Source organism: Streptomyces africanus, assembly GCF_030816955.1.
In the GTDB taxonomy this organism is placed as follows: Bacteria; Actinomycetota; Actinomycetes; order Streptomycetales; family Streptomycetaceae; genus Streptomyces; species Streptomyces africanus.
Genome location: NZ_JAUSYP010000001.1, coordinates 5,882,528 through 5,905,610, shown reverse-complemented (window position 1 = coordinate 5,905,610; position 23,083 = coordinate 5,882,528). Strand labels below are relative to the sequence as shown.

The window sequence follows — 23,083 nt, the reverse complement described above, 5'->3', positions numbered from 1 at the left end:
CCCTTCACCCGGCTTTGGCCTCGCCGCCCCCGTACAGCACCCGCACCAGGGACGCGTACGTCACCCCGTGGTCGGCGAGGACCTCGGCCGGCACGCCGGGGCGCAGGGTCAGGGCGAGCAGGATGTGCTCGTCCCCGATGTGCCGGTCCCGCTGGGCGAGGGCGACCCGGAAGGAGCGCTCCAGAACGTCCTTGGCGCCGCGCCCGAAGGAGGCCCGCCCCGACCACCACCCTTTGTCCTTCCGGTCACCGGCCATGGCGCCGACCCCGTGCACCTCCTCCACCCGGGCGACGATCTCCTCCACATCGATCCCGAGCCCGGCGAGCGCGTCCGTCTCGGCCTGCGACAGCCCGGCCCGCCGCCGCGCCACCCCCAGCGCCTGCCGCACGGACTCCCTCCGCTCACCGAGCCCGAGAGCGGCGAGCGCGAAGGAGCCACGGCTGCCCTCCCGATCGAGCAGCGCGAGCAACAGATGCTCCGGCTCCACGACCTGCCCGCCGCCGGCACCCTCCACATGGGCGAACGCGCCCTTCACCACACTCCGGGCGTCCTTGGTGAACCGCTCGAACATCAATGCCTCCCGTACTTCTTGTGCACGGCCTGCCTGCTCACACCGAGTTCGGTGGCGATCTCCTGCCACGACCAGCCCTGATTGCGCGCGTTGCGCACCTGGACGGCTTCCAGCTGTTCCAGCAGCCTGCGCAGGGCGGCGACGGCCCGCAGGCCGACCCGTGGATCACGATCGCCCGCCCGCTCGGCCAGATCCGTTGCTTCGGTCATAACGTCAACCTACGTTGACGCCATACCTCCGTCAACCCCAGTTGACAAACCAAACGGCCGGCCCGAACCCGGACCGGCCGCCAGCACATTCCACTCAGCAGGGACTACGAATTGATGAGCACGAGCTTCCCGAACTGCTCACCGGACGCCAGCCGTTCGAAGCCCTCGCGCGCACGATCCATGGGCAGCACGTCGTCAATCACCGGCCGCACCCCGGTGGCGGCACAGAACGCCAGCAGATCCTCCAACTCGTCCTTGGTGCCCATCGTGGAGCCGACGACCTTGAGCTCCAGGAAGAAGATCCGGGTCAGTTCGGCGTGCGAGGGCCGGTCACCACTGGTGGCACCGGAAATCACCAGCGTGCCGCCGGGCTTCAGGGACTTCACGGAGTGCGACCAGGTGGCGGCCCCGACGGTCTCGATCACGGCGTCGACCCGCTGCGGCAACCGCGCCCCCGACTCCAGCGCCTCCACGGCCCCCAGCTCCACGGCCCGCTTCCGCTTGGCCTCGTCCCGGCTCGTGGCGAAGACCCGCAGCCCGGCCGCCTTCCCCAGCACGATGGCGGCCGTGGCGACACCACCGCCGGCGCCCTGCACGAGCACGGAGTCGCCGGGCCGGACCCCCGCGTTGGTGAACAGCATCCGGTACGCGGTCAGCCAGGCCGTGGGCAGACAGGCGGCCTCCTCGAAGGAGAGCTCCCTGGGCTTGGGCAGGATGTTCCAGGTCGGCACGGCGACCTGCTCGGCGAAGGTGCCCTGGTAGCGCTCGGTGAGGATGGAACGGGGTTCCTTCGGACCGACCCCGTGCCCGCTCTGTCCGATCACGGAGTGCAGGACGACCTCGTTGCCGTCCTCGTCGACGCCGGCGGCGTCACAGCCGAGGATCATCGGCAGCTTGTCCTCTGCGAGGCCGACGCCGCGCAGGGACCACAGGTCGTGATGGTTGAGGGAAGCGGCCTTGACCGTGACGGTGCTCCAGCCGGGTCGGACCTCGGGAGCCGGACGCTCTCCCAACTCCAGGCCGGCCAGTGGCTGGTCGCGGTCGATTCGGGCGGCGTAGACAGCGAACATGACCTTGACGATAGGTTCCGGACCGACTGCACGGAACCACCGGCCTCTGTGAGACACACCCTCTTGCCAGGCACTCGGCACCGGTGCTGGGGCCGGGCGGCCCCGCAACCGGCGGAACGGGGTACCGCTGCGCCCACCCGCGCCGCCTGGGGGTACCTCCCAGGCCCCTTAAGGCACTGGGGGAGGCACGACTGCCCGCAGCCAGGGCAACCACGACGCACCCGCACCCGCCGGCGCACGGAAGGGGACGTGTCGGGGGGTGTCCGCCCGCAGCGGTTGGCGCGTCAACGGACAGTCACTCGGCGTCCGACCCCATCGCGCCGTTCCGAGGACGGACACCCCCCGACACGTCCCCGACCCACCACCGGCGAGCAGGCGCAACGCGCACCCCCACCCCACCCGCGCAGGCCGCCGCAGGCACCCGCACCACCCGAACAGCCGAACCCAAAGAAACGACCCCGCCCAAACCCGGACGGGGCCACTCACATCACCGCGAAACGCGCCACCGCGCAACGCGCTACCGCGTCACCGCCGAGCCACACCCTCGGCCCTGGCAGCCGCCGCCACCGCAGCCGTCACCGCCGGCGCGACCCGCTCGTCGAACGGCGACGGGATGACGTAGTCGGCCGCGAGGTCGTCCCCGACGACACCCGCCAGCGCCTCCGCCGCAGCCAGCTTCATCCCCTCCGTGATCCGCGACGCCCGCACCTGCAAGGCACCCGCGAAGATCCCCGGAAACGCCAGCACGTTGTTGATCTGGTTCGGGAAGTCCGACCGCCCGGTGGCCACCACGGCCGCGTACTTGTGCGCGACCTCGGGGTGCACCTCAGGATTCGGATTCGCCATGGCGAAAACGAACGCCCCGTCGGCCATGGACGCCACCGCGTCCTCCGGCACCGTCCCACCGGACACCCCGATGAACACATCGGCCCCGGCCAGCGCCGCCTCCAGCGACCCGCTGATGCCCGCCTTGTTCGTGAACCCGGCCAGCTCCCGCTTCACCGGCGTCAGATCGTCCCGGTCCGCCGACACGACACCCTTGCGGTCGGCCACCGCGACATCCCCGACCCCGGCCTCGACCAGCATCTTCGCGATCGCGACACCCGCCGCACCGGCGCCGGAGATGACGGCCCGCAGCTCCCCCAGCGCCCGCTTGCTCAGCCGCGCAGCGTTCCGCAGGGCCGCCAGCGTCACCACCGCCGTACCGTGCTGGTCGTCGTGGAAGACGGGAATGTCCAGCGCGTCCTGGAGCTTCCGCTCGATCTCGAAGCACCGCGGCGCCGAGATGTCCTCCAGATTGACCCCGCCGAACGAGGGCGCGAGCCGCACCACCGTCTCGACGATCTCGTCGACGTCCGTGCAGTTCAGCGCGATCGGAACCGCGTCCACGCCGCCGAACTGCTTGAACAGAATCGCCTTGCCCTCCATCACCGGGAGGGAGGCCTCGGGCCCGATGTCACCGAGCCCCAGCACGGCCGTACCGTCCGTCACGACGGCCACGACCGACGACTTCCACGTGTAGTCGTGCACGAGCTCCGGCTGCTCCGCGATCGCGCTGCACACCTTCGCGACGCCGGGCGTGTACGCCAGGGACAGGTCGTCCTTGTCACGGACCGGCACCGTGGCCTGCACGGCCATCTTGCCGCCGCGGTGGAGCGCGAACGCCGGATCGAAGGAGTCGAGGGGCTCCGCACCGCCCTCGGGATCCGTATCGCCGGTCTTGCTCTCGCTGCGAGGATTGACGATCTCCGCTGCCACTTCGTTTTACCCCTTAAATCTTCATTGTCTTGAGGGTGGCCACTCCTGGTGAGGCGTGGGCGGGACCGCGTACGGCCGTGGTCGTGCTGTGTACGTGATACGTACGGGCGCATACGCGATGGGCGCGCCGCACACGCGCCCTGAGCCCCGGATGAGGGGTGTAAAGAACCTTCATACCGGACGGACGACGCCGACGACGAGTCCATAACGCGAAGGTCACACACAGGCGCCCTGACTCTTCGTCCAATATCGGGACAAGGCCTGGACAAACCCTCGACAACCGCTCACGTGTCGGCGAATCCTTCTGGCCCCGTATCGGATTCCCGGGACATACCGAAGATCTTCCTGCCGGAAGGAATGATTCCCGCAGAAGGTCCGGCCGTGATGTACCGGAGTGGTGCGGTTCGGGGGTCGCCCGTTATCCGATTTTGACATGGCTGGCCCCCAGAATGGCGCAGTCCGAATGGCAAGATGCCGTAATCACACGAGGTCGCGACACTCGAAGACGTGTGTTCCCGTCGACCCACGGCACTGCCGGCACCGTCGGCAGTCCAGGCACTGCCGGCACCGTCGGCAGTCCAGGCACTGCCGGCACCGTCGGCAGGCCACGGCGCTGCCGGCACCGTCGACAGCGCTCAGCCCCATCGGCAACTCCACCCATCCGCCGGAGGAACCCACCATGACCGCAAGCTCCACCCGTCGTACGACCGCCGCGCACTCCCGGCTAGCAGCGGTCGGTGCGATCGCGGTCGCAGGCGCGCTGATGCTCACCGGATGCGGTGACCAGACCAAGGACACCGGGTCGGGCAACGAGACGAGCGCGGCCCCGCTCGCCGACAAGCTGCCGCAGTCGATCCGTGACAAGGGTGTCATCAAGGTCGGCTCGGACATCGCGTACGCCCCGGTCGAGTTCAAGGACAGCTCCGGCAAGGTCGTGGGCATCGACCCGGACCTCGCCGCCGCCATGGGCAAGCAGCTCGGGGTCGACTTCCAGTTCGAGAACGGCACCTTCGACACGCTGATCACGGGTCTGCGCTCCAAGCGGTACGACATCGCCATGTCCGCGATGACCGACACCAAGGACCGCCAGGAGGGCATCGACTCCGACACCGGCAAGAAGGTCGGTGAGGGCGTCGACTTCGTCGACTACTTCACCGCCGGCGTCTCGATCTACACCAAGAAGGGCGACGACCAGGGCATCAAGACCTGGTCCGACCTGTGCGGCAAGAAGATCGTGGTGCAGCGCGGCACGGTCTCCGAGGACCTCGCCAAGGCGGAGTCGAAGAAGTGCCCGGCCGGCAAGAAGATCGCCATCGAGCCCTTCGACAACGACCAGCAGGCCCAGACCCGTCTGCGCGCGGGCGGCGCGGCCGCCGGCTCGTCCGACTTCCCGGTCGCCGCGTACGCCGTGAAGACCTCCGGTGGCGGCAAGGACTTCCAGCTGGTCGGCGAGCAGGTCGAGGCCGCTCCGTACGGCATCGCGGTCGCCAAGAACCAGACGCAGCTGCGGGACGCCCTCAAGGCCGCGCTGGACGCGCTCATCAAGAACGGTGACTACGAGAAGATCATGAAGAAGTGGGGCGTCACGGACGGCGCCATCAAGGAAGCCACCATCAACGGCGGCAAGTGACGCGACGCAGCGGCACTGAAAGGCAACACCCGTGACTGTTGACATCGACAAGACGTCGGGGCCGTCCGACACGCCCCCGGCCGGACCGGAGGCCATCAAGGCCATCCCGGTCCGGCACTACGGGCGGTACGTTTCCGCCGTCATCGCCATCGCCCTGCTGGTCGGGGTCGTCTACGCGTTCTCCCAGGGCAAGATCAACTGGGGTGCGATCCCGGACTACTTCTTCGACGACCGGATCCTGGACGGCGTGGGCAAAACGCTCCTGCTGACCGTGCTGTCCATGGTGATCGGCATCGTCGGCGGCATCGTGCTCGCCGTGATGCGCCTGTCGAAGAACCCGGTGACCTCGTCGATCGCGTGGTTCTACATCTGGTTCTTCCGCGGCACCCCGGTCCTGGTGCAGCTGATCGTCTGGTTCAACCTGGGCCTGGTCTTCGAGTACATCAACCTCGGGCCGTTCTACAAGGACGAGTGGTCGGACTTCATGACCCCGTTCCTGACGGCGCTGCTGGGCCTCGGCCTGAACGAAGCCGCGTACATGGCGGAGATCTGCCGTGCCGGTCTGCTCTCGGTCGACGAGGGCCAGACGGAGGCGTCGCACGCGCTGGGGATGAGCCACTCCAGGACCCTGCGCCGGATCGTCATCCCCCAGGCGATGCGCGTGATCGTGCCGCCGACGGGCAACGAGGTCATCAACATGCTGAAGACGACCTCGCTGGTCTCGGTCGTCCAGTATCCGGAGCTGCTCCGCGCCGCTCAGGACATCGGCCAGACCTCCGGCGCCCCCGCCGAGATGCTGTTCCTGGCGGCGGCCTGGTATCTGCTGATGACCTCGGTCTTCAGCATCGGCCAGTACTACCTGGAGCGGTACTACGCGCGTGGTTCGAGCCGGTCGCTCCCGGCCACCCCGTTCCAGAAGGTCAAGGCCAACCTCCTGTCCCTGTCCAACCGCTCGAAGCCGACGGGAGGCACCGCATGAACGCCATGGTCAAGGCCGAAGGCGTCCACAAGAATTTCGGCCCTCTCGAGGTCCTCAAGGGCATCGACCTGGAGGTGAAGTCCGGCGAGGTGTTCTGCCTCATCGGCCCCTCCGGCTCCGGCAAGTCGACGTTCCTCAGGTGCATCAACCACCTGGAGAAGATCAACGCCGGCCGCCTGTACGTGGACGGGGAGCTGGTGGGCTACCGCCAGAAGGGCGACAAGCTCTACGAGCTGAAGGACAGCGAGGTCGCCCGCAAGCGCCGGGACATCGGCATGGTCTTCCAGCGCTTCAACCTGTTCCCGCACATGACGGCCGTGGAGAACGTCATGGAGGCACCGGTCCAGGTCAAGGGCGTGAGCAGGAGCCAGGCCCGGCAGCGTGCCCTGGAGCTGCTGGACCGGGTGGGCCTGGCCGACAAGGCGGGCAGCTACCCCTCGCAGCTCTCCGGCGGGCAGCAGCAGCGCGTCGCCATCGCCCGGGCCCTCGCCATGGACCCGAAGCTGATGCTGTTCGACGAGCCGACCTCGGCGCTCGACCCGGAGCTGGTCGGTGACGTCCTGGACGTCATGCGCGACCTCGCCGAGTCGGGCATGACGATGATCGTCGTCACCCACGAGATGGGCTTCGCCCGTGAGGTGGGCGACAGCCTGGTCTTCATGGACGGCGGTGTGGTGGTCGAGTCCGGCCACCCGCGCGAGGTGCTGACGAACCCGCAGCACGAGCGGACGCAGTCGTTCCTGTCCAAGGTGCTCTGACGCCACCCACACCGAGGGGGGCGGTACGGGAACTCCGTACCGCCCCCTTCGGCGTACTACTTCAGCAACCCTTCTCGCGCAGCACGCGCGCGTGCCACGCCACCGGCGGCATGTCGCCGTACCCGTGGTCGCCGTAGATCTCGTAGCGCCGGGCCGTGGGCGCCGCGAGGACCGGGTCCTCGCGGAGAGCTGCCACCACTGCGACCGGTCGAGAACGCCGTCCCGCTCGGCCTGATCCATGCGGGTGTGCCGCTGCGCCTGCTCGGCGGCGTTGATCCGGGGCGTCGTCTCGTCGATCATGTGGTCCGCGTTCATGAAGACACCGCCGGCGTGGACCACTCCCGCGACCTGGCCGTAGAGGTCCGCGAGGGGTTCCCGGTGCAGCCAGTGCAGGGCCGTCGCGGTCAGGACGGCGTCGTACGAGTCGCACGGCAGCTTGGCGGGCCAGTCCGGGGTCCTTGAGGTCGGCGGTGCCGGGCGGTGCGTCCGTCATCGAACCCCTCCCTCGTAATACCCTGGAAGCGCCATCAGCTGTTACAAGTGCGCGCTCACGACACTGAAGCCCCTCCGTAAGGACTACAAGTGGAACTGGCCTATTACTCGGACTACGCCGTGCGCCTCGTCAACACGGAGGAACCGGCCCGGGGGAAGGACACCCTGACGTCGGTCGAGGCGGTCCGCGAGCTGTTCGTCGACAACCAGTCGGCGGCCCGCCGCACCACTGACGCGGACGTCACCCGCTTCCGCTCGGTCCGGGCCCGGCTGCGCGCGGTCTTCGAGGCGGCCGACACGGGCGACGAGACGCTCGCCGTGGACCTGCTGAACTCACTGCTGCTGGAGTTCCCGGTGAGCCCGCAGATCTCCGGGCACGACGTCCGCGACGACGACGGCCGTCCCCTGTGGCACATGCACCTGGCGGACCACCCGTCCAACGCGACCGCGGGGTACGCGGCGATCGCGGCGATGGGCCTGGCGTTCCATCTGACCGAGTACGGCGTGGACCGGCTCGGCCTGTGCGAGGCCGCGCCCTGCCGCAACGCCTACCTGGACACCTCCACCAACCGCTCCCGGCGCTACTGCTCCGACCGCTGCGCCACCCGCGCCAACGTCGCGGCCTACCGCGCCCGCAAACGCCTGGAGGCGGCCCGGCCGGACCTGCCCGAGAGCACGGGCCTGGCGGCCGACAGCGCCCAGCCCAGCAGCGCCCAGGGCGAGCGCAGCCCGGGCCTGCGCGGCCGGTAGCGGAACCGGACCCGCCCCAGCACCAGGTCGTCGGGCACGACGCCGTAGTCGGTGCTGTCGCCGCCGGCGTACGTGTTGTCCCCGAGCACCCACCAGCCGTTCTCGCGCCGCTGGGCGATCCGCTTGACGACCAGCAGGTCCTGCTGGAAGGGATGCCGCAGCACGACGACGTCACCGGGCTTGATCCGGGCTCCGTAGTGCACCAGGAGCCGGTCCCCGTGGTACAGCGTGGGCACCATGGACGGACCGGTCACCTCGGCCATCCCGAAGGGCGCGGCCGACCTCCCCCGCTCGGACTCCTGCGACAGCTCCGGCATCACCCGGCACCTCCCCGGTTCTTCGTCCACAGTCTCAGTCTCACCCTGGACTTTTGTCCTAAGCCCAAGGGGGCACTCGCGAAAACCGCTCCCCCACGGAGTAATGTCCCCTGTGAGAAGACGATCACGAGGAAGGAATGCTCCATGCTTTCCCGCCTGTTTGCCCCCAAGGTCAAGGTCAGCGCACACTGCGACCTTCCCTGCGGTGTGTACGACCCTGCCCAGGCCCGCATCGAGGCGGAGTCGGTGAAGGCCATCCAGGAGAAGATGGCCGGCAACGACGACCCGCACTTCCAGGCGCGTGCCACCACCATCAAGGAGCAGCGCGCGGAGCTCGCGAAGCACCACGTGTCCGTGCTGTGGAGCGACTACTTCAAGCCGCCGCACTTCGAGAAGTACCCCGAGCTGCACCAGCTGGTCAACGACACCCTCAAGGCCCTCTCCGCCGCCAAGGGTTCGACCGACCCGGCGACCGGCCAGAAGGCGCTGGACTACATCGCCCAGATCGACAAGATCTTCTGGGAGACCAAGAAGGCCTGAAGTCCACGGGCAGCCGAAGGGGCCCGGCCGGGAGAACCGGCCGGGCCCCTTCGTCGTGGGCCGTCGTGGGCGGCGGTCGGTGCCGGTCAGTGGAACTGCGGGACGAGCAGCACGATCCCGTACGCCACCACGGCCGCGCAGGCGAGGAAGCACAGCGCCGCCTGGGTGAGGCCGGGGGCCGGGGTGCGGCCGGGCTGTTCGCGGGCGCCCTCCAGTCGGGCGAGGCCGAGGACGCCGAGGGCGAAGACGACGACCACGGCGACGGGGACGCCGATGCTCACCGCGGTGACCTGGCCGCGTGCGGTCCAGTCCGGATGCATGCCGACTCCCCTTCGTTCAGGCGGCCGTGCCGACCTTGGCGGGCGGCTCGGTGCGCAGGATGACCTCGTGTGCGTCGTTGACGTTGTGCGCGTGCACCGGGTTGCGGCGCGAGACGGCCACGATGCCCGCGGCGAGGGCCGCGCCGACCAGGGCGACGACCGCCGTACCGAGGTCGCCGCCGCTCTGCACCACGCTCGCGGCCAGGCCGCCGACCAGGGCGGCCGCGGGCAGCGTGATCAGCCAGGCGACCGCCATGCGGCCCGCGACGCCCCAGCGGACCTCCGCGAGCCTGCGGCCGAGTCCCGCGCCGAGGATGCTGCCGGAGGCGACCTGGGTGGTGGACAGGGCGAAACCGAGGTGCGCGGACGTCAGGATGACGGTGGTGGAGGCGGTCTCGGCGGCGAAGCCCTGGGGCGACTGGATCTCGGCGAGGCCCTTGCCCATGGTGCGGATGATGCGCCAGCCGCCGAGATACGTGCCGAGGCCGATGGCGAGGCCCGCGGACGCGATCACCCACAGGGGCGGTCCGGCGTGGTGGCCGAGCGCGCCGGCCGAGATCAGGGTGAGGGTGATGACGCCCATGGTCTTCTGCGCGTCGTTCGTGCCGTGGGCGAGGGAGACCAGCGAGGCCGAGGCGATCTGACCGATGCGGAAACCCTTGGTCACGGAGTCCTTGCGGGCGCGGTCGGTGAGCCGGTAGGCGAGATAGGTGGCCAGCAGCGCGGCGACACCGGCCACGACCGGCGAGGCCACCGCCGGCACCAGCACCTTCTCGACGACCTTGTCGAAGTTGACGCCGTGGCTGCCCGCCCCGACCCACACGGCCCCGATCAGCCCGCCGAACAGGGCGTGCGAGGAACTCGACGGCAGTCCGACCAGCCAGGTCAGCAGGTTCCACAGGATCGCCCCGACCAGTCCCGCGAAGATCATCCCCGGGGTGACGAGGGTGTCGTCCACGATGCCGCCGGAGATGGTCTTGGCGACCTCGGTGGACAGAAAGGCACCGATCACGTTGAGGACACCGCTGATCAGGACCGCCGTACGGGGAGCGAGTGCGCCGGTGGCGATGGACGTGGCCATCGCGTTCGCCGTGTCGTGGAATCCGTTGGTGAAGTCGAAGGCCAGCGCCGTCACGATGACGACCGCCACGAGGAACGTGATGTGGTCCATTCCTGAATGCAAACAAGTACAGGCCAATAGGCGGGGAACGGCGAGGCGAGGGCTGGTCGAGGTTCACGCGGGTGGCGGTGGCGCACGCCCTCTACGATCGCGCCCATGAGGATCGGCTGGACGTACGCCTTCATCGACCGCCCGCGGGAGACCTTCGGCGCCGCCTGCGACTTCTGGACGGCGGTCACGGACACCCGGCTGTCCGAACTGCACGGAGAACACGACGAGTTCGTCACCCTGCTTCCCGACGGCGCCGACGCGTGCGTGAAGGTACAGGCGGTCGGGCCGCCTTCCGGCGGCGCGCACATCGACTTCTGTGTGGACGACGTACCGGAGTTCGCCGCCGCGGCGGTGCGGCTCGGCGCGAGCGTTGTGACCGACCTCGGTTCACTCGTCGTGCTGCGTTCGCCCGGTGGGCAGTTGTTCTGCGCGGATCCCTGGCGCGGGCAGTCGTCACGCCCGGACGTGGTGCGGGGCAGCCGGCTCGACCAGGTGTGCGTGGACGTCGCACCCTCGGCCTTCGACACCGAAGTCGCCTTCTGGAGCGCGCTGCTGGCCGACTGGGAGTCGCTGCCGGGCGCCCTCCCCGAGTTCCACGTGGTCGAGCCGCCGCCCGGTCTGCCGGTCCGTCTGCTCCTGCAACGCCTCGACGAGGAACGCCCGGCCTCCGCCCACCTCGACCTCGCCTGCGCGGACGTCGCGGCGACCCGGGCGCGGCACGAGGAACTCGGAGCCGCCTTCGTGGCCGGCTTCTCCGGCTGGACCGTGATGCGCGACCCGGCGGGCGGCACGTACTGCCTGACGACCCGGGATCCGGTGTCGGGCGCGGCGCGCGTCTAGTGCGCTTCGACGTAGGCGCACGCGACGGGCAGTCCGGCCCTGTCCGGCGTCGGACAGGGCGGCAGGTCCGGCGTCTCGTCGGGTTTCGTGTTCTCCCAGACGTAGGGGCCCTGGGGCTCCGTCGAGTCCCGCAGCCACAGCGTCAGTCCACCGGCGACGGCCACGGCGAGCACCCACACGATCACAACCCAGCGCCATACCCGGCGGCGGCGCTCCCCCGTCATGCCCATGCCTTCACGTTAGTCCCTCAGCCGCGCGGCCCGCGCCATGAGGTAACGCTGCTCGGGCAGGCTGAGGGTCTGCGCGGCCGCCGACTCGTAGGCGGCCCGGGCGGCTTGGGGATCGCCCGCGCGTTCCAGGAGGTGACCCCGTACGGCGTCCACGCGGTGCCCCTTCAACTCGCCTGCCGAAGCCTCCAGTTCGGTCAGACCGGCGTGCGGGCCGTGGACCATGGCGACGGCGACCGCGCGGTTGAGGCGTTCGACGGGGCCGGGGACCAGGCGTACGAGGACGTCGTACAGGCCCAGGATCTCGGCCCAGTCCGTCGCCTCGGGCGAGGGCGCCTCGTCGTGGACGGCGGCGATCGCGGCACGCAGCTGGTACGGCCCCGGCCGCCCCCGGGACAGCGCCCCGGTGACCAGCGCGACGCCCTCCTCGATCGCGGCCTTGTCCCAGCGGCCCCGGTCCTGCTCGTCGAGGGGGATCAACTCGCCGTGCGGTCCGCTGCGCGCGTCACGGCGGGCGTCGGTGAGGAGCATCAACGCGAGCAGGCCGGCCACCTCGCAGTCGTCGGGGAGCAGCCGGTGGACCGTACGGGTCAGGCGTACGGCCTCGCCCGCGAGGTCACGGCGCTGGAGAGCGGCTCCGGAAGTGGCCGTGTACCCCTCGTTGAAGATCAGGTAGAGGGTCTGGAGGACGGACGGCAGCCGCTCTTCCCAGCGCTCCGGGCGACCGAACCGCACGCCCCGCACCTTCTGCTTGGCCCGGCTGATCCGCTGCGCCATCGTCGCCTCCGGCACCAGATACGCGCGGGCGATCTCCGCCGTGGTCAGCCCGCCGACGGCGCGCAGCGTGAGCGCGATCTGGGCGGGTGGCGTCAGGTCCGGATGGCAGCACAGGAAGAGCAGCGAGAGCGTGTCGTCCTCGCGGGGAGCCCGCTCCCCGGGCGGCGAGGCGGTGAAGGCGTCGCGGGGCGTGAGCGCCGCCGCCCGCTCCTCGCGCTGCCGCCGGGCCTCCTCACCGCGCAGGGCGTCGGTCAGCCGCCGGGAGGCGACTCTGATGAGCCAGCCGCGCGGATTGCCGGGCACGCCCGCCGAGGGCCACTGCCCGGCTGCGGCGAGCAGCGCCTCCTGTACGGCGTCCTCGGCGGCGTCGAAGTGCCCGTACCGCCTGACCAGCGCGCCGAGGACCTGCGGCGCGTCACGGCGCAGCAGGTCCTCGATCTCGGGTGTGCTCCTCACCGGCTCGCCCGTCGGCGTGTCCAGGCCCTCAGATGTCGCCGGAGCCGTCCATGATCGGACGGATCACGACCGGGTGGTCGGGGGCACCGGCCGGCTGGGGGCACCGGGCGACGCGCTCGGCGATCTCGGTGACCCGCTCCAGGCTCTCGCACTCCAGGACCCAGTAGCCGGCCAGCAGCTCCTTGGTCTCGCTGTACGGGCCGTCGGTGATCACCGCCTTGCCGTCGTCACCGAGCGTGACGTGCCGGGTCTGGGCCGGCTCGGCCAGGCCCTGCCCGTCGACGAATTCGCCCGTCTCGGAGAGGTCGTCGTTGATGGCTCCCATGTAGGCGAACATGGCCTGGAGCTCCTCCTCGCTCCACGCGGGGGAGTGCGCCGACGCCCTGCCGCGCATGGCGTCGTAGTCCGCCTGCGTGCCCTGCACCATGACCAGGTACTTCATCAGTCCGCTCCTTCGGCTCTCACCGCCCCGGTGGCGGCTCTCACAGGGGACGTCGGAGCCGGACCGGGATTCTCGACACGGACTCAGGAACTTTCCGGGACGGATTCTCCGGGGGCGTCGTCGCGCGGGGTCGTCGCAGGCGGGGCGGTGTCCTCGGCGGACCGGGACGGGTCGGCGGGCCGGGTCTCCTCGCCGGTCCGGCCGCCCTCGGCGTCTTCCGCTTCATAGGCCCCGCACTCGGGGTTGCGGCAGGGGCCCGCCACCCACACGGGGACCCACGCGCCCAGCGTCTTGTGGCGCCGGACGACCGTTTCCACCGGCTGTCCGCAGGTCGGACAGGTGTGTCCTTCGCTGCCCATGTCCTCAGGGTAGGCCGGTCGGGGGTTCAGCGCTTCCTGCTGTACGTGCGCACCAGCAGCCCGTTGCCGAACGTGCGCACCGACTCGAGCGTGAAGTCCGAGATCGCGATTCCCGAGCCGAACATCGGCATGCCCGTGCCGTACACGAGCGGGTAGGTCTTGATGACGAGCTCGTCGATCTCGTCGAGCAGTTCGCCCGCGAGCTTGGAGCCGCCGCACAGGTAGATGCCGGACTCGCCGTCCTCGGCCTTCAGTTCGCGGACCTTTCCGACCAGGTCGTCCGCGATGATCTCGACGTTCGGGTCGGGCGACTCCTTCAGCGTGCGGGAGGCGACGTATTCGCGCAGGTGGGCATACGGGCTGGTGATGCCCTCCTTCAGGGCGAGGTCGTAGCTGCCGCGCCCCTGGATGACGGTGTCGAACCGCTTGTTCGGCAGGTCGTCGAAGCCGAGGGCCCGGCGGCCCTGGGTGGCCGCGGTCTCCGGATACTCCGTCTTCAGGAAGGCGAGGAACTCCTCGTCGAGGAAGCGGAGCATCGACGTCGCGTCGCCGTCCGGGTCTCCGATGAAGCCGTCGATCGAACAGGCGATGAAGTACGTGAGCTTTCGCAAGCCGGTCTCTTTTCGTAGGCTGCCACTGCAACGACTTCAGTTGTAGTACTCATGATGTAGTAGTTGCAAGGGATTATCCGTGAACCGCGAGAAGTGGGAGAAGGGACTCCGCATGGTCAGCAATCCGGGGCGCCGGGCCGCGCTCGTCGACGCCGGTGTCGAGGTGCTCGCGCGCGAGGGAGCGCGCGGGCTGACGTTCCGCGCGGTGGACGCTGAGGCCGGCGTGCCCGTGGGCACGGCCTCCAACTACTTCACGGACCGCGGCGACCTGCTGCGCCAGATCGACACCCGGCTGCACGTACGGCTCGCGCCCGACCCCGACGTGGTCGCCGGGCTGATGACCCGTCCCAAGGACCGCTCACTGGTCAGGGCCTTCATGGACGACCTGATGGCCCGCGCGACCCGCGACCGTACGGGCTATCTGGCCCTCATGGAACTGCGCCTGGAGGCCACCCGCCGTCCCGAACTGCTCGCCTCCTACACCAAGTCGGTCCGTGGTGACCTGGAGGAGGCCATGGAGTTCCACCGGGCGGCCGGCCTCCCCGGCGGCGACGAGTCCGTCGCCGTGCTGTACCTGGCCATGCTCGGCCTGCTCCTGGAGCACCTGACCCTGCCGGGCGTCCTGGAGGGCGTACTGCCCGGGGTGAGCGTGCCGGAGGGGCTGGTGGAGAAGATCGTGGCGACGGTGCTGCCGGAGGGGTAGGAGGGGCGGCCGGCTGAGGGCGGGGCAGCTGGGGTTCGGGCCGGCCGGAGAGGCAGACGCACCAAGGGGCCGGCCAGCCGGCCAGGGGTCGGCCGGACCACGGGACCGGCCGGGCGGGCGTCAGCCAGGCCGGGAGTCGGCGGAGTGGGTCAGGACGCGGTCCCGGCGGCGCGCGGCTCGCGCCACATCGGCCACATGGCCGGGCCGCCCTCCGGGAGGCCGAGCACCGGGCCGGCGAGCTCGAAGCCGAGACGCTCGTACAGCTTGCGACTGCGGGCGCTGCTCGCCTCCAGGTAGGCGGGCAGTCCCTCACGGTCGCAACGGTCGAGGACCGACTCGATCAGCGCCGTGCCGAGCCCCTCGCCCTGGCGGCCGGGGGCCACCCCGATCATCCACAGGTACTCGTGGGCCCGCCCGGAGGGATGGATGGCGGCGGTCAGCCGGGCGATCGCCTCGACGCGTTCGTTGTCCGGGTCGACGGCCTGACGTATCTGGGCAGGACTGTCGTCCTCGGCGTCGCCGTCATGGTCGTCGGCCGGCATGGACAGCCACAGCGCGCAGGCCGAACCGTCCTCGGTGAGGTCGATGCGCCCGGCCTCGAGCACGATGTCGGTGAAGGCGGCCATGAGCCCGGGATGGTGGGCACGACGGTCCTCCGCCCCGGGGAAGACCCAGCCGCTCACGGGATCGTCCTGGAACGCCTCGTCCAGCAGCCGGACAACCAGCTCCCGGTCCTCCACGCCCGCCGTCCGGATCGCCACACCCATGTCCCGCCCCTTCACTCGTCCCGACGGGCGTTGATCGTAGGGCGGTTGGGAGCCGTCCCGGCCCATGGGGCGGGAGCTTGGCGGGATTTCATCGGACAGTCGCCCAAAGCTCCTGTCGCCACCGGCCTATGGGGCGGGCCCCGCACACCGTGGGGAAGTGCGGGACCCGCCCGGCCGGAGGCCCGGGGCCGTACGGGGTGGAGCCGCACGGCCCCGGCGCTCCGGAGTCCTGCCCTTCGGTCACCCGAAGGTCGACTCAGGTGCCGCCGACGGCCGGTTGCCACATCGCCTGCCGGTGCGGACGGCCGATGTTCGCACCGCCGGCCGGTGCGGACGGCCGATGTCCACACCCTTGGCCGTCAACTGCTGCGCCGTGTCACGAACTCGGCGAGGGCCAGCAGACCGCCCGCCGCCTCCGGGTCCGGCACCGCGCGGGCCAGTTGCTGCATCGCCAGGGCCATCCGGTCGGCCGCCTGGTTCTGTGCCCAGTCACGGCCGCCCGCCCGCTCCACGGTCAGGGCGATGTGGTCGAGGTCCTCCTTCTCACTGGGCCGGGCGTACAGTTCGGCCAGTTCCGCGGCCGCCGGCGTGCCGGAGGCGAAGGCCGCCACGACCGGCAGGGACTTCTTGCGGGCGGCCAGGTCCGCGCCGACGGGCTTGCCGGTGCGGCGCGGGTCGCCCCATATGCCGATGACGTCGTCGATGAGCTGGAAGGCGAGCCCGGCCTCCCGGCCGAACGCGTCCAGCGCCGCCACGTCCGCGTCCCCGGCACCCGCGTACAGCCCGCCGAGCGCACAGGCGCTCCCCAGCAGTGCGCCCGTCTTGGCCTCCGCCATGGCGAGCACCTCGTCGAGCGTGACCTCGTCCGGAGCACGCTGCTCCATGGCCGTGTCCGCATGCTGTCCCGCGCACAGTTCGACCACGCAGTCCGCGAGCCGGGCGATGGCGGCCTTCGCCGCCGGATGCGGGTCCTCGGCGAGCAGTCGCACGGCCAGCGCCTGGAGGGCGTCCCCGGCGAGGATCGCATCGGCGTCACCGAACACGGCCCACGCGGTGGGCCGGTGGCGCCGGGTGGTGTCCCGGTCCATCACGTCGTCGTGCAGCAACGTGAAGTTGTGGACCAGTTCCACCGCCGCGGCCGCCCGGACCGCCGCCGCCCGTGCCTCGGGGCCGCCGAGGGCGGCCGCAGCGGCGAGGACGAGCGCGGGCCGGATCGCCTTGCCGGAGCCGCCCTCGGCCGGCGTACCGTCCGCCCGCTCCCAGCCGAAGTGGTAGCGCGCGATCCGGCGCATCGGCCCGGGCAGCGAGCCGAGAGCGTCCCGCAGTACCGGGTCGACCTCCGCCCGGGCCCGCTCCAGGAGCATGACCGCCTCGTGGCCCTCGTCCGGTCCCGGCCGGCCGCCCCGCTGCGTCCCGATGAGCCCCCGCCTTTCCGGCGCCCCGGCCGCACGCCCGGGCTCGGTACCGCGCTGCCCACCGGGGGCGGGCAGCGCCGTCTGCGTCCTGAACTCCGTAAGGAACTCACCCATGGGACCGCCTCGGAGACTGAGCGGACGCCGACGCTTCCGCTGCCGCTGGGCGCGTACCCCGAGGGTGTACCCGCGCCGCCGAGCGCGGACACCGCCGGCGTACCGGAAGCGTCACCGCCAGCGGCCGATCTCGACGTTCTCCAGCACACCGAGCGCGTCCGGTACCAGGACCGCGGCCGAGTAGTAGGCCGTGACCAGGTACTTGATGATGGCCTGTTCGTTGATGCCCATGAAGCGCACCGACAGGCTCGGCTCGATCTCGTCCGGGATGCCGGAGGCCCGCAGGCCGATGACGCCCTGGTCGCTCTCGCCGGTACGCATGGCGATGATCGACGTCGTCCGCTCCGGGGTCACCGGAATCTTGTTGCACGGGAAGATCGGCACCCCGCGCCAGGTGGGGATGCGGTTGCCGGCCATGTCGATGGTCTCGGGGACGAGACCTCGCTTGTTGAGCTCACGGCCGAACGCGGCGATCGCGCGCGGGTGGGCGAGGAGCAGCTTGGTGCCGCGGCGCCTGCTGAGCAGTTCGTCCAGGTCGTCCGGGCTGGGCACGCCGTCGTGCGGCTGGATCCGCTGGTCGTACTCACAGTTGTGCAGGAGTCCGAAGTCGCGGTTGTTGATGAGCTCGTGCTCCTGGCGCTCCTTGAGCGCCTCGACCGTCAGCCGGATCTGCTGCTCGGTCTGGTTCATGGGCTGGTTGTAGAGGTCGGCCACGCGCGTGTGGATGCGCAGCACGGTCTGCGCGACGCTCAGCTCGTACTCACGGGGCCTGGCCTCGTAGTCGACGAAGGTGTGCGGGATGTCCGGCTCACCGGAGTGGCCGGCGGCGAGGTCGATCTCCTTCTCGCCGTACTTGTTGGAGCGCTGCGAGGGGATCGAGCGGAGCTGCTGGAGGTGTTCGCGCAGCGTGTCCGAGCGCTCGGCGATCTGCGCGAACTCCGCGCGGGGCAGGACGAGGACGGTGCACGGGGTGAGCGCGCGGGCCGTGTACTCCCAGATCGCGTCCTCGTTCAGCAGCGCGTCGTCGCCGAAGTAGGCGCCGTCGGCGAGGACGCCGAGGGACTCGTCGTCCCCGTACGGGCCCGTGCCGACCTTCTCCACCCGGCCGTGCGCCAGCAGGTACACCTCGTCGGACGGGCTGCCGAACGAGGCGATCACTTCGCCCGCGGCGATCTCCCGCTGCTCGCAGCGCCGGGCGATCTCGAAGAGCACCTCCTCGTCCTCGTACGACCGCAGCGCCGGCAGTTCGCCGAGTTCCGCGGGGATGATCTCGACGCGGTCGCCGGTCTTCACGAACGTCAGCCGGCCGTCGCCCACGGCGAACGTCAGCCGCCGGTTCACCCGGTAGGTACCGCCCTGGATGTCGACCCAGGGCAGCATCCTCAGCAGCCAGCGGGAGCTGATCTCCTGCATCTGCGGCACGGACTTGGTCGTGGTGGCCAGGTTCCGCGCGGCCGCCGTGCCGAGACTCTGCTGCGGCTTGGTCTGCTCCGTGCGGACCTCTTCGCCTACCGACATAGAGAACTGCCCTCCCGGTTGTGACCGACGCCCATATGCCTCGGGCATCGATGTGCACGCTCAAGCCTTCCTCACACGGCGTCGTGGTGCTATTACACGAAAGAGCGGGAATGGATCTTCGTACTGCTGGGCAGGGGCCCGCTTTCCCGTCCGGTCGCGGGCGGCACGAACCGGCCCCGGGCGGCTGGCGAATACCCGTGGGAACCTGTCGGTAATGCCGCTGGGGAGCGCGCGGAACCGGGCCTAGCGTGGTGATCCGTTCCTGCCACCGACTCCAGAGAACGGCTCCTTCATGCAGTACATCGCGCCGATCGGCATCGGCATCCTCTACGCCCTGTTGATGTCCCTCGTGCGCGAACCGCACCGGCGGCGCCTGAACGCGGTCATGGTCGGCGGCGCCGGCGCGGCGTACCTCAGCGGCGGCGGCATGGGCGGCTGGGAGTTCCCCTTCACCGTGCTGCTCACCTACGTCGCCTTCCGCGGCCTGGAATCGTGGACGTGGATCGGCATCGGCTGGCTGCTGCACACGGCGTGGGACATCGTCCACCACGTCAAGGGCAACCCGATCATCCCCTTCGCGCACACCTCCTCCCTGGGCTGCGCGATCTGCGATCCGGTGATCGCCCTGTGGTGCCTGCGGGGCGGCCCGTCACTCATCGACCTCGTACGCGGCCGCCGCCGGTCCGGGCAGCCGCAGCCCGGACCGGGCTCGCGGGACGGCGTCAGCCCCGAGTCCCCCTCCCCCACCCTCGGGTGACAATGGCCCGGTGACCAGCCCCGACACCCCCGGATCCACCGCGCTGCGTCCCCGGCTGCCCTCGCCGGTGCAGGAGGTCGTGGACAGCCGGTTCGAGCGCCACGGCGTGCGGCTGGTGCTGAAGCGGGACGACCTGATCCACCCGGAGCTGATCGGCAACAAGTGGCGCAAGCTGGCGCCGAATCTCGCGGCTGCGGCCGGCCGTGCCCTCGTCACCTTCGGGGGCGCCTACTCCAACCACCTGCGTGCCGCGGCGGCGGCCGGCCGGCTGCTCGGCGTCCGCACGGTCGGTGTCGTACGCGGCGACGAGCTGGCCGGCCGGCCCCTCAACCCCTCGCTGACCCGCTGTACGGCCGACGGCATGCGGCTGCACTTCGTCGACAGGGCGACGTACCGCCGCAAGTCCGAGCCGCCGACCCTGGCCGCGATCCTGCGCGCGGCGGACGCGGAGGAGGCGTACGTCGTCCCCGAGGGCGGCAGCAACGCGCAGGCCGTACGCGGCTGCCGAGCGCTCGGCGCCGAACTGCACGGCCGGGCCGATGTCGTCGCCGTGGCCTGCGGCACCGGAGGCACGCTGGCGGGACTGGCGGCCGGACTCACACCTGGGCAGCGCGCCCTCGGTGTCCCGGTCCTCAAGGGCGGTTTCCTGACCGCCGAGGTCAGGTCCCTGCAGCAACAGGCCTTCGGAGGCCCGCACGGCACCTGGAGCCTCGACGACCGCTTCCACTTCGGCGGCTACGCGCGCGTGCCCGACGAGCTCGACACCTTCGCCGCGGACTTCGAGCAACGCCATGGACTGCCCGTCGAACGCCTCTACGTCGCCAAGCTGCTGTACGGACTCGTCGCCCTGGCCGGCGAAGGCGCCTTCCCGCGCGGGACGACGGTGGCGGCTGTGATCACCGGCCGCCCTTTCCCATGACGCCCGCTACGCCGTCCTACGCCGTCTCCCGGAAGGCCGCCGCCTCCTCCAGGTCCAGCCTGCGCAGCAGCGTCCGCAGCATCTCGTCGTCGATGTACCGGGCGTCCCGGAGCTTGACGAACACCTCGCGCTCGGCGCTGATCATCTCCCGCGACAGCCGCCGGTAGGTGTCGTCGACGGACTCCCCGGTGACCGGGTTGGCCTGCCCGAGGCGTTCCCAGACGGCGTTGCGGCGGCGCTCCAGGACGATGCGGAGCCGGTCGGCGAGCGGGGCGGGCAGGGCGTTGCGTTCGTCGGTGAGGAGCTCGTCCAGAAGCCGCTCGGCGGCCCGTGAGGCCTGCGCCTGGGCGTTGGCCTCGGCCAGTGTCTCGGCCTGTGTGTCCCGCCCGGGGAACTTCAGCAGACGGATGAGCGGGGGCAGGGTGAGGCCCTGCACGACCAGCGTTCCGATGACCGTGGTGAAGGTCAGGAAGAGGATGAGGTTGCGGTGCGGGAAGGGCTCCTCCCCGTCGTGCAGGGTGAGCGGGATCGAGAAGGCGATGGCCAGCGAGACCACGCCCCGCATACCGGCCCACGCGATCACGAACGGCCCCCTCCAGGTCGGACTCGCCTCCCGCTCCCGGATCCGGGCCGACAGCAGCCGCGGCAGGAAGGTCGCCGGGTACACCCACACGAACCGGGTCGCGACGACCACCAGGAAGACGGCGACCGCGTACCAGGCGGCCAGGGCCCCCTCGTACTCCCCGAGCCCCCTCAGCACCACCGGCAGCTGGAGTCCGATCAGCGCGAACACCGCCGACTCCAGGACGAAGGCGACCATCTTCCACACCGCCTCCTCCTGGAGCCGCGTGGCGAAGTCGACCTCCCACGCGCGGTGTCCCAGGTAGAGCGCCACGACGACGACCGCGAGGACGCCGGAGGCGTGCACCTGCTCGGCGACGGCGTACGCGACGAACGGGGTCAGCAGGGAGAGCGTGTTCTGGAACAGCGCCTCCTTCACGTGCGTGCGAATCCAGTGGATCGGCGCCATCAGCACGAGCCCGGCCACGACTCCGCCGACCGCCGCGAGCAGGAACTCACCGATGCCGCCGGCCCAGGTCGCGCCCTCGCCGACGGCGGCGGCCAGGGCCACCCGGTAGGCGGTGATCGCGGTGGCGTCGTTGAGCAGGGACTCGCCCTGGAGGATCGTGGTGATCCGCGACGGGAGCCCGACCCGGCGTGCCACGGCCGTCGCCGCGACCGCGTCCGGCGGCGCCACCACCGCGCCGAAGACCAGGGCCGCGGTCAGCGGCAGCTCCGGCACGAGCAGGTACAGGGCCCAGCCGACGGCGAAGGTCGCGAACAGCACGTACCCGACGGACAGCAGCGCGACCGGCCGCAACTGCGCCCTCAGGTCGAGGTACGAGCTGTCAGTGGCGGCCGTGTGCAGCAGCGGGGGCAGGAGGAGCGGCAGGACGACATGCGGGTCGAGGGTGTAGTCCGGCACGCCCGGGACGGAACTGACCGCGAGCCCGACCGCCACCAGCAGCAGCGGCGCGGGAACCGGTGTGCGCCTGGCCACCGCGGCGATCCCGGCGCTGCCCGCCACCAGCAACAGCAGTGGCATCACGTCCATCGTTCTCGCCCGCCCTCGTTTTTCCACGCGGTCTTCCGCCCGACCGTCGTAACCTGGCAATCATGAAACAGTGCACGCATGCCGACGCGCTGCCGCACCCCGAACCCGTCCCGCTCAGCGAGACGTGTCCGGTGTGCCTGGCGGAGGGCATGGATCCGGTGCAACTGCGGCTGTGCCTGAGCTGCGGTCACGTCGGCTGCTGCGACTCCTCGCCGGGGCGGCACGCGGCGGAGCACCACAAGGAGTCCGGGCATCCCGTGATGCGGACCCATGAGCCCGGAGAGACCTGGCGCTGGTGTTTCGTCGATCATGTCCTGGTGTGACTCGACAGGACCCCGGCGCCGGACGGTTCGACCGTCTGACGTCTGGGTACGTCAATCCGGCGCGCGCTCTTCCCATTTGGGCCCGCCAACCCCCTAGACACGGAGCGTATCCACAGGTTTACTGTGAGTGACGGCAAGGGGTTGGGGTCCCAGGGACAGGATCGTAGAGAGCGCGGTAGCGTCACCGCTGAACCACGTATCGCGTTACCCCGGGGGGCGACCCTCGGCCCTGAAACGCTTGTACCACCATGGAGGTGAGGGTGTCCCAGATCGCAGGCGAGCCCGCGACTCAGGACTTCGTGGAAGTCCGGCTGCCGGCCGCGGGTGCCTACCTGTCGGTGCTGCGTACGGCCACGGCCGGTCTCGCGGCCCGTTTGGACTTCACCCTCGACGAGATCGAGGACCTGCGCATCGCGGTGGACGAGGCCTGCGCGATCCTGCTTCAGCAGGCCGTGCCCGGCTCGGTGCTCAGCTGTGTCTTCCGCCTCGTCGACGACTCGCTCGAGGTCACCGTCTCGGCGCCGACCACGGATGGTCATGCCCCCTCGCGGGACACCTTCGCCTGGACGGTCCTGTCCGCTCTGGCGGGCAAGGTCTCCTCCGCCGTGGACAAGGACAAAACCGTTTCGATCAGCCTCTACAAACAGCGCGGCGCGGGACCCGGGCCGGCGTGAG

At 70.6% G+C, this 23,083-nt stretch carries 26 protein-coding genes and 2 pseudogenes; 11 read left to right on the top strand and 17 right to left on the bottom strand.

All coding sequences use genetic code 11. The annotated features are described in order from the left end of the window. Positions 1 to 4: 4 nt before the first annotated feature. The 4 genes from QF034_RS27565 to QF034_RS27550 form a co-directional block, all read right to left on the bottom strand. Positions 5 to 571, bottom strand: coding sequence for a Clp protease N-terminal domain-containing protein (locus QF034_RS27565; RefSeq protein ID WP_307177454.1), 567 nt, complete (start codon positions 569 to 571; stop codon positions 5 to 7). Next, complete coding sequence (locus QF034_RS27560; protein ID WP_003992902.1) at positions 571 to 780, bottom strand: HTH domain-containing protein; 210 nt, start codon at positions 778 to 780, stop codon at positions 571 to 573. The genes QF034_RS27565 and QF034_RS27560 overlap by 1 nt, the downstream gene beginning before the upstream one ends. Positions 781 to 884: 104 nt before the next feature. Continuing rightward, positions 885 to 1,850: a zinc-binding dehydrogenase gene (locus QF034_RS27555; protein WP_307177453.1), complete on the bottom strand. Its 966-nt coding sequence runs from the start codon at positions 1,848 to 1,850 to the stop codon at positions 885 to 887. Positions 1,851 to 2,375: 525 nt separating this feature from the next. Continuing rightward, on the bottom strand, positions 2,376 to 3,608 hold the full coding sequence (locus QF034_RS27550; protein WP_086563686.1) for an NAD(P)-dependent malic enzyme: 1,233 nt from the start codon (positions 3,606 to 3,608) through the stop codon (positions 2,376 to 2,378). A 679-nt stretch (positions 3,609 to 4,287) separates the two neighbouring features. Between QF034_RS27550 and QF034_RS27545 the strand changes: the two genes are divergently transcribed. The 3 genes from QF034_RS27545 to QF034_RS27535 are packed head-to-tail and all read left to right on the top strand — an operon-like array spanning position 4,288 to position 6,975. Further along, complete coding sequence (locus tag QF034_RS27545; protein WP_307177452.1) at positions 4,288 to 5,238, top strand: ABC transporter substrate-binding protein; 951 nt, start codon at positions 4,288 to 4,290, stop codon at positions 5,236 to 5,238. 31 nt (positions 5,239 to 5,269) lie between these two features. Next, positions 5,270 to 6,217 (top strand): amino acid ABC transporter permease, encoded by a 948-nt coding sequence (locus tag QF034_RS27540; RefSeq protein ID WP_307177451.1) that lies wholly within the window; start codon positions 5,270 to 5,272, stop codon positions 6,215 to 6,217. After that, a complete protein-coding gene (locus QF034_RS27535; protein ID WP_307177449.1) occupies positions 6,214 to 6,975 on the top strand; it encodes an amino acid ABC transporter ATP-binding protein in 762 nt (253 codons plus the stop codon). Before QF034_RS27540 ends, QF034_RS27535 begins: the two co-directional genes overlap by 4 nt. 61 nt (positions 6,976 to 7,036) lie before the next feature. Here the strand turns inward: QF034_RS27535 and QF034_RS27530 are convergent. Next, positions 7,037 to 7,447 (bottom strand): annotated as a pseudogene (locus QF034_RS27530) (class I SAM-dependent methyltransferase); the annotation flags it as partial. A gap of 110 nt (positions 7,448 to 7,557) precedes the next feature. Here QF034_RS27530 and QF034_RS27525 point away from each other — a divergent pair. Continuing rightward, positions 7,558 to 8,217, top strand: coding sequence for a CGNR zinc finger domain-containing protein (locus tag QF034_RS27525; protein WP_244204456.1), 660 nt, complete (start codon positions 7,558 to 7,560; stop codon positions 8,215 to 8,217). A gap of 65 nt (positions 8,218 to 8,282) precedes the next feature. On the opposite strand, the pseudogene sodX reads toward QF034_RS27525, so the two are convergent. After that, positions 8,283 to 8,456 (bottom strand): annotated as a pseudogene (gene sodX, locus QF034_RS27520) (nickel-type superoxide dismutase maturation protease); the annotation flags it as partial. A gap of 222 nt (positions 8,457 to 8,678) precedes the next feature. Between sodX and sodN the strand changes: the two are divergent. Beyond that, positions 8,679 to 9,074 (top strand): superoxide dismutase, Ni, encoded by a 396-nt coding sequence (gene sodN, locus QF034_RS27515; RefSeq protein ID WP_010040396.1) that lies wholly within the window; start codon positions 8,679 to 8,681, stop codon positions 9,072 to 9,074. Between the two features lie 86 nt (positions 9,075 to 9,160). Here sodN and QF034_RS27510 read toward each other — a convergent pair whose 3' ends face one another. Then, entirely contained in the window at positions 9,161 to 9,394 is a 234-nt protein-coding gene (locus QF034_RS27510; RefSeq protein ID WP_307177448.1) for a hypothetical protein, read from the bottom strand. A 16-nt stretch (positions 9,395 to 9,410) separates the two neighbouring features. Beyond that, positions 9,411 to 10,565, bottom strand: a complete 1,155-nt coding sequence (locus QF034_RS27505; RefSeq protein ID WP_307177447.1) for an inorganic phosphate transporter — start codon at positions 10,563 to 10,565, stop codon at positions 9,411 to 9,413. A gap of 105 nt (positions 10,566 to 10,670) precedes the next feature. Between QF034_RS27505 and QF034_RS27500 the strand changes: the two genes are divergently transcribed. Beyond that, positions 10,671 to 11,405 (top strand): VOC family protein, encoded by a 735-nt coding sequence (locus QF034_RS27500; protein ID WP_307177446.1) that lies wholly within the window; start codon positions 10,671 to 10,673, stop codon positions 11,403 to 11,405. On the opposite strand, the gene QF034_RS27495 is transcribed toward QF034_RS27500, so the two are convergent. From QF034_RS27495 to QF034_RS27475, 5 genes are all read right to left on the bottom strand, one after another. Continuing rightward, positions 11,402 to 11,635 carry a hypothetical protein gene (locus QF034_RS27495; protein ID WP_307177444.1) on the bottom strand — a complete coding sequence of 78 codons (234 nt, stop codon included), beginning with the start codon at positions 11,633 to 11,635 and terminating at the stop codon, positions 11,402 to 11,404. The genes QF034_RS27500 and QF034_RS27495 overlap by 4 nt on opposite strands. Positions 11,636 to 11,644: 9 nt before the next feature. Continuing rightward, positions 11,645 to 12,865 carry an RNA polymerase sigma factor gene (locus QF034_RS27490; protein WP_307177443.1) on the bottom strand — a complete coding sequence of 407 codons (1,221 nt, stop codon included), beginning with the start codon at positions 12,863 to 12,865 and terminating at the stop codon, positions 11,645 to 11,647. A 28-nt stretch (positions 12,866 to 12,893) separates the two neighbouring features. Then, complete coding sequence (locus QF034_RS27485; RefSeq protein ID WP_307177442.1) at positions 12,894 to 13,307, bottom strand: YciI family protein; 414 nt, start codon at positions 13,305 to 13,307, stop codon at positions 12,894 to 12,896. 83 nt (positions 13,308 to 13,390) lie between these two features. Further along, complete coding sequence (locus QF034_RS27480) at positions 13,391 to 13,666, bottom strand: hypothetical protein (RefSeq protein ID WP_307177441.1); 276 nt, start codon at positions 13,664 to 13,666, stop codon at positions 13,391 to 13,393. Positions 13,667 to 13,692: 26 nt separating this feature from the next. Continuing rightward, entirely contained in the window at positions 13,693 to 14,277 is a 585-nt protein-coding gene (locus QF034_RS27475; protein ID WP_307177440.1) for a dihydrofolate reductase family protein, read from the bottom strand. 112 nt (positions 14,278 to 14,389) lie between these two features. Here QF034_RS27475 and QF034_RS27470 point away from each other — a divergent pair, with 112 nt between their 5' ends. Continuing rightward, positions 14,390 to 14,980 carry a TetR/AcrR family transcriptional regulator gene (locus tag QF034_RS27470; protein WP_307179987.1) on the top strand — a complete coding sequence of 197 codons (591 nt, stop codon included), beginning with the start codon at positions 14,390 to 14,392 and terminating at the stop codon, positions 14,978 to 14,980. A gap of 149 nt (positions 14,981 to 15,129) precedes the next feature. Here the strand turns inward: QF034_RS27470 and QF034_RS27465 are convergent, their stop codons facing one another. The 3 genes from QF034_RS27465 to QF034_RS27455 all read right to left on the bottom strand — a co-directional run bounded on the left by QF034_RS27465 (position 15,130) and on the right by QF034_RS27455 (position 18,794). Then, the gene (locus QF034_RS27465; RefSeq protein WP_307177439.1) at positions 15,130 to 15,747 is read right to left on the bottom strand and encodes a GNAT family N-acetyltransferase; all 618 of its coding nucleotides are present in this window, start codon (positions 15,745 to 15,747) and stop codon (positions 15,130 to 15,132) included. A 359-nt stretch (positions 15,748 to 16,106) separates the two neighbouring features. Next, positions 16,107 to 17,276: a family 2 encapsulin nanocompartment cargo protein polyprenyl transferase gene (locus QF034_RS27460; RefSeq protein WP_370880857.1), complete on the bottom strand. Its 1,170-nt coding sequence runs from the start codon at positions 17,274 to 17,276 to the stop codon at positions 16,107 to 16,109. 111 nt (positions 17,277 to 17,387) lie between these two features. Beyond that, the gene (locus QF034_RS27455) at positions 17,388 to 18,794 is read right to left on the bottom strand and encodes a family 2B encapsulin nanocompartment shell protein (protein WP_307177438.1); all 1,407 of its coding nucleotides are present in this window, start codon (positions 18,792 to 18,794) and stop codon (positions 17,388 to 17,390) included. 292 nt (positions 18,795 to 19,086) lie between these two features. On the opposite strand from QF034_RS27455, the gene QF034_RS27450 reads away from it, so the two are divergent. Both QF034_RS27450 and QF034_RS27445 read left to right on the top strand, forming a co-directional pair. Continuing rightward, complete coding sequence (locus QF034_RS27450; RefSeq protein WP_307177437.1) at positions 19,087 to 19,551, top strand: DUF6010 family protein; 465 nt, start codon at positions 19,087 to 19,089, stop codon at positions 19,549 to 19,551. Between the two features lie 10 nt (positions 19,552 to 19,561). Beyond that, on the top strand, positions 19,562 to 20,470 hold the full coding sequence (locus tag QF034_RS27445) for a 1-aminocyclopropane-1-carboxylate deaminase/D-cysteine desulfhydrase (protein ID WP_307177436.1): 909 nt from the start codon (positions 19,562 to 19,564) through the stop codon (positions 20,468 to 20,470). A 16-nt stretch (positions 20,471 to 20,486) separates the two neighbouring features. Here QF034_RS27445 and QF034_RS27440 read toward each other — a convergent pair whose 3' ends face one another. After that, positions 20,487 to 22,085, bottom strand: a complete 1,599-nt coding sequence (locus QF034_RS27440) for a Na+/H+ antiporter (RefSeq protein WP_307177435.1) — start codon at positions 22,083 to 22,085, stop codon at positions 20,487 to 20,489. A gap of 62 nt (positions 22,086 to 22,147) precedes the next feature. Between QF034_RS27440 and QF034_RS27435 the strand changes: the two genes are divergently transcribed. Together QF034_RS27435 and QF034_RS27430 are read left to right on the top strand one after the other, a co-directional pair. Continuing rightward, positions 22,148 to 22,408, top strand: a complete 261-nt coding sequence (locus QF034_RS27435; RefSeq protein WP_020274258.1) for a UBP-type zinc finger domain-containing protein — start codon at positions 22,148 to 22,150, stop codon at positions 22,406 to 22,408. A 260-nt stretch (positions 22,409 to 22,668) separates the two neighbouring features. Continuing rightward, positions 22,669 to 23,082 carry an ATP-binding protein gene (locus tag QF034_RS27430; RefSeq protein WP_003992877.1) on the top strand — a complete coding sequence of 138 codons (414 nt, stop codon included), beginning with the start codon at positions 22,669 to 22,671 and terminating at the stop codon, positions 23,080 to 23,082. Position 23,083: the final 1 nt, after the last annotated feature.

Coding starts and splice junctions, on each gene's coding strand:
- QF034_RS27480 (WP_307177441.1), bottom strand. CDS start 13,666: ATGGGCAGCGAAGGACACACCTGTCCGACCTGCGGACAGCCGGTGGAA.
- QF034_RS27465 (WP_307177439.1), bottom strand. CDS start 15,747: ATGGGTGTGGCGATCCGGACGGCGGGCGTGGAGGACCGGGAGCTGGTT.
- QF034_RS27440 (WP_307177435.1), bottom strand. CDS start 22,085: ATGGACGTGATGCCACTGCTGTTGCTGGTGGCGGGCAGCGCCGGGATC.
- QF034_RS27535 (WP_307177449.1), top strand. CDS start 6,214: ATGAACGCCATGGTCAAGGCCGAAGGCGTCCACAAGAATTTCGGCCCT.
- QF034_RS27455 (WP_307177438.1), bottom strand. CDS start 18,794: ATGTCGGTAGGCGAAGAGGTCCGCACGGAGCAGACCAAGCCGCAGCAG.
- QF034_RS27555 (WP_307177453.1), bottom strand. CDS start 1,850: ATGTTCGCTGTCTACGCCGCCCGAATCGACCGCGACCAGCCACTGGCC.
- QF034_RS27495 (WP_307177444.1), bottom strand. CDS start 11,635: ATGGGCATGACGGGGGAGCGCCGCCGCCGGGTATGGCGCTGGGTTGTG.
- QF034_RS27505 (WP_307177447.1), bottom strand. CDS start 10,565: ATGGACCACATCACGTTCCTCGTGGCGGTCGTCATCGTGACGGCGCTG.
- QF034_RS27460 (WP_370880857.1), bottom strand. CDS start 17,276: ATGGGTGAGTTCCTTACGGAGTTCAGGACGCAGACGGCGCTGCCCGCC.
- QF034_RS27450 (WP_307177437.1), top strand. CDS start 19,087: ATGCAGTACATCGCGCCGATCGGCATCGGCATCCTCTACGCCCTGTTG.
- sodN (WP_010040396.1), top strand. CDS start 8,679: ATGCTTTCCCGCCTGTTTGCCCCCAAGGTCAAGGTCAGCGCACACTGC.
- QF034_RS27485 (WP_307177442.1), bottom strand. CDS start 13,307: ATGAAGTACCTGGTCATGGTGCAGGGCACGCAGGCGGACTACGACGCC.
- QF034_RS27560 (WP_003992902.1), bottom strand. CDS start 780: ATGACCGAAGCAACGGATCTGGCCGAGCGGGCGGGCGATCGTGATCCA.
- QF034_RS27545 (WP_307177452.1), top strand. CDS start 4,288: ATGACCGCAAGCTCCACCCGTCGTACGACCGCCGCGCACTCCCGGCTA.
- QF034_RS27565 (WP_307177454.1), bottom strand. CDS start 571: ATGTTCGAGCGGTTCACCAAGGACGCCCGGAGTGTGGTGAAGGGCGCG.
- QF034_RS27510 (WP_307177448.1), bottom strand. CDS start 9,394: ATGCATCCGGACTGGACCGCACGCGGCCAGGTCACCGCGGTGAGCATC.
- QF034_RS27435 (WP_020274258.1), top strand. CDS start 22,148: ATGAAACAGTGCACGCATGCCGACGCGCTGCCGCACCCCGAACCCGTC.
- QF034_RS27500 (WP_307177446.1), top strand. CDS start 10,671: ATGAGGATCGGCTGGACGTACGCCTTCATCGACCGCCCGCGGGAGACC.
- QF034_RS27470 (WP_307179987.1), top strand. CDS start 14,390: ATGGTCAGCAATCCGGGGCGCCGGGCCGCGCTCGTCGACGCCGGTGTC.